Source organism: Streptomyces sp. NPDC060002 (genome assembly GCF_042737245.1).
Lineage (GTDB): Bacteria > Actinomycetota > Actinomycetes > Streptomycetales > Streptomycetaceae > Streptomyces.
Genome location: NZ_JBHWUW010000123.1, coordinates 1 through 2,676, shown reverse-complemented (window position 1 = coordinate 2,676; position 2,676 = coordinate 1). Strand labels below are relative to the sequence as shown.

Annotated in this window: 2 protein-coding genes; one reads left to right on the top strand and one right to left on the bottom strand. The window is 70.7% G+C overall.

Annotation, left to right across the window (positions count from 1 at the left end; translation table 11 throughout):
- Positions 1–488 precede the first annotated feature (488 nt).
- Positions 489–1,250 carry a ZIP family metal transporter gene (locus ACFWBD_RS41435; RefSeq protein WP_385679398.1) on the bottom strand — a complete coding sequence of 254 codons (762 nt, stop codon included), beginning with the start codon at positions 1,248–1,250 and terminating at the stop codon, positions 489–491.
- Between the two features lie 321 nt (positions 1,251–1,571).
- Between ACFWBD_RS41435 and ACFWBD_RS41430 the strand changes: the two genes are divergently transcribed.
- Positions 1,572–1,808 (top strand): DUF5302 domain-containing protein, encoded by a 237-nt coding sequence (locus ACFWBD_RS41430; protein ID WP_385679395.1) that lies wholly within the window; start codon positions 1,572–1,574, stop codon positions 1,806–1,808.
- Positions 1,809–2,676 lie beyond the last annotated feature (868 nt).

Below are 2,676 nucleotides of genomic sequence, written 5' to 3'. Positions count from 1 at the left end.
GTCCTCGCCGACCGGGGCCGCGGACGCTGTCCGGCCGTGTCCCGCCGACGGCCGGTGCCATTGCCCTGACCATGGACGGCTACGAGCACCTCGACCTCGACCTCGATGAGATCGATCTCGTTCCCATGGAGCACGACACCGAGCGGCTGCGCCTGCCGCCACTGGACGAGACGTAGGAGCTGATCAGAGTGCTCGCCGCTCCGGAAGGGTGAGGTCTTCGCGGGTCATGGCCTCGATCAGCGCCAGCGCCACGGTTTCGTCGATCTCGTCTTGGGGCCTTCGTTGCGAGGTCAGGACGGCGGAGCGGGCAGCGGCATCGCGTTGAGTGCTCGGGCTGCGTGGACGAGGTTGGAGGCCATTGCTCGGCCCGGAGGCGGCCCAGCCGTGGCCGCGGTCGTCGTCGAGATAGTCGGGGCCGGGGTCCGGGCCGAGGTGCCGGCAGGTCCCGTCCCCACTCGCGCTACCGCGTACCGCGCCCGACCTGGCGGTCAGGCATGCGAGAGGGCGAAGGAGACGAGGAAGCCGCTGACGGTGATCAGTCCGATGGCCAGGTGAGCGTCCTCGAACGCTTCGGGGATCATGGTGTCGGCGATCATGGCGAGGATCGCCCCGGCCGCCACCGCGGTCACCGCGGCGATCACGGCGGGGGAGAAGGAACCCACCACCGTGTAGCCGAGGACGGCCGACACCGTGCCGGCCGCGGCGATCGCCGCCCATACGCCGAAGACGTACCCCTTGGTGCGGCCCGCCTTCTTCATCCCCGCCGAACTGGACAGCCCCTCGGGAACGTTGCTGATGAACACCGCGGCCACCGTCACCAGGCTGACCGCGCCGCCGTCGAGGAGACTGACGCCGATCACCGCGGACTCCGGCACCCCGTCGAGCAGGGCGCCGAGCGCGAGCGCCGTCCCGGACCCGCCCTGCTCGGCCTCCGAAGGCTGGGCCTGCGCTCGGGCGTGGCCGGAGCGCTTGCGGTGGCGGGCACCCCGGCGGGCCAGCCACACGTTGCCCCCGGTGTAGGCCAGGGCGCCGATGAGGGTGCCGATGACCGCGGGAGCAAGCCCCGCCTCCTCGTACGCCTCCCCGACCAGCTCGAAGGACACCGCCGAGATCAGCACCCCGGCCCCGAAGGCCATCACCGTCGCGATCACCTTCTGCGGCACCCGGAGCCCGTACCCCAGCGCAGCACCGAGCAGCAGCGCCGAGCCCGCCACCAACCCCCACAGTCCAGCCTCCACCACTTCAGCCATACCGACCCGTCTACCCGTTACGGATGTCGATCAACGGGCGACCGGCGCGTCATACGACCTGAGGGATCGATGTCGTTCACCGCGAAGCGCTTGACACCCCCACCGAGTGGAAGCCGCTGTGCCACGGGGCCATGGCCGTCCAATGGGGCCGGGGGCTGCGGGTGGGCCGGGCGCACTCGCCGCCTCCGACGGTTTTGTAGAACCTCAGACGTTCAGTGTCAACTCCCCGCGACGCCGGTCGGCGATGTAGGACGTGGGTGCCTCGAGCGGTGTCCGCCATGACAAGCTGTGCTGTCCACTGCCCAGTTTCAGGAGGTCACCATGGCTGCAGAGTCTCCATCGCCCGAAGAGTCGGTTGACGGCGAGAGTCCTTCCCTCTCGCCCGACGATGACGGCCAGTACGACTTGAAGCGCAAGTTTCGGGAGGCGCTGGCGCGCAAGCGCGGTCTGCAGGCGGACGCCACTGAGCTCGCTGCGAACACCGACACTTCGAAGGTCCACGGCGCGCACGGCCCGGCCGCGAGTCAGCGGTCGTTCCGTCGAAAGAGCGGCGGCTGAGTCCCATAACGGCCTCAAGAGGGAACTGACTCCGGCAGCGTCAGGCGATGTCTGGTACTGGCCAGTTGGGCCGTGACCAACGACGACATCGAGCGGTCCGCCCTGGACTCGGGGTTGCGCAGCCGGGACGCGTGCGTGGTCCTGGAGGAGGAAGTGGCGGCTGGGCGCGTGGCCGGGTACGGGGTCGCCACGTGGGCGGGCCTGGAGGAGGAGGCGTCACGGTGGGGAGTTGCTCGCCCGGGCCTGCGAAGTCGCGGGCGGACAGCAGTACCACCACCTGGTCGCGGTCCAGCTGCCGGTCAGCCTGGCGATGAGGGCGCCGGTCGCGCAGGCACTGGGCGGCCGGGGCCCGCTCCCGGCAGCCGCCGGCGCGGGACGGCGGGTGATGGCCTCCGCCCCCCCTGCACGGCGGTGAACTGCCGGCATGGTCGACCAGGAGTCGCCGACCTCATCCGGCCGGTCCCGAACCCCGCCCGGGCGTGCGTTCCGGCGGTCGCGGCATGCCCAGGCTGACGGACGTCCTCATCGCGGCATCCAGTGCGCCAACACTGGAGCGAGGCGGCCGATGTCGTCGCCCAACCTCGTTGGACCGCCCCCAAGTTGTGGGAGATCGCTGGTGTACTCACCTCCTCCTGACCCGGACACCGAACAGCGCATGCGCACTCACCACGCCACCGCCGACCGAGCTCCCCAGGCCCCTCATGCGTGCCGAGTTGATCAGGCCGCCCACCCGATGTCGCGGAACTCGATCGCTCCGGCGTGCGGCATGTACTGGGTCCAGTACCGCCGTCCGAACGCCTCCCGGATCTCCTGCGCGTAACCCGGGTTGCGCACATCGGACCAGGCCCGCGGATCCATCCGCGGGCCT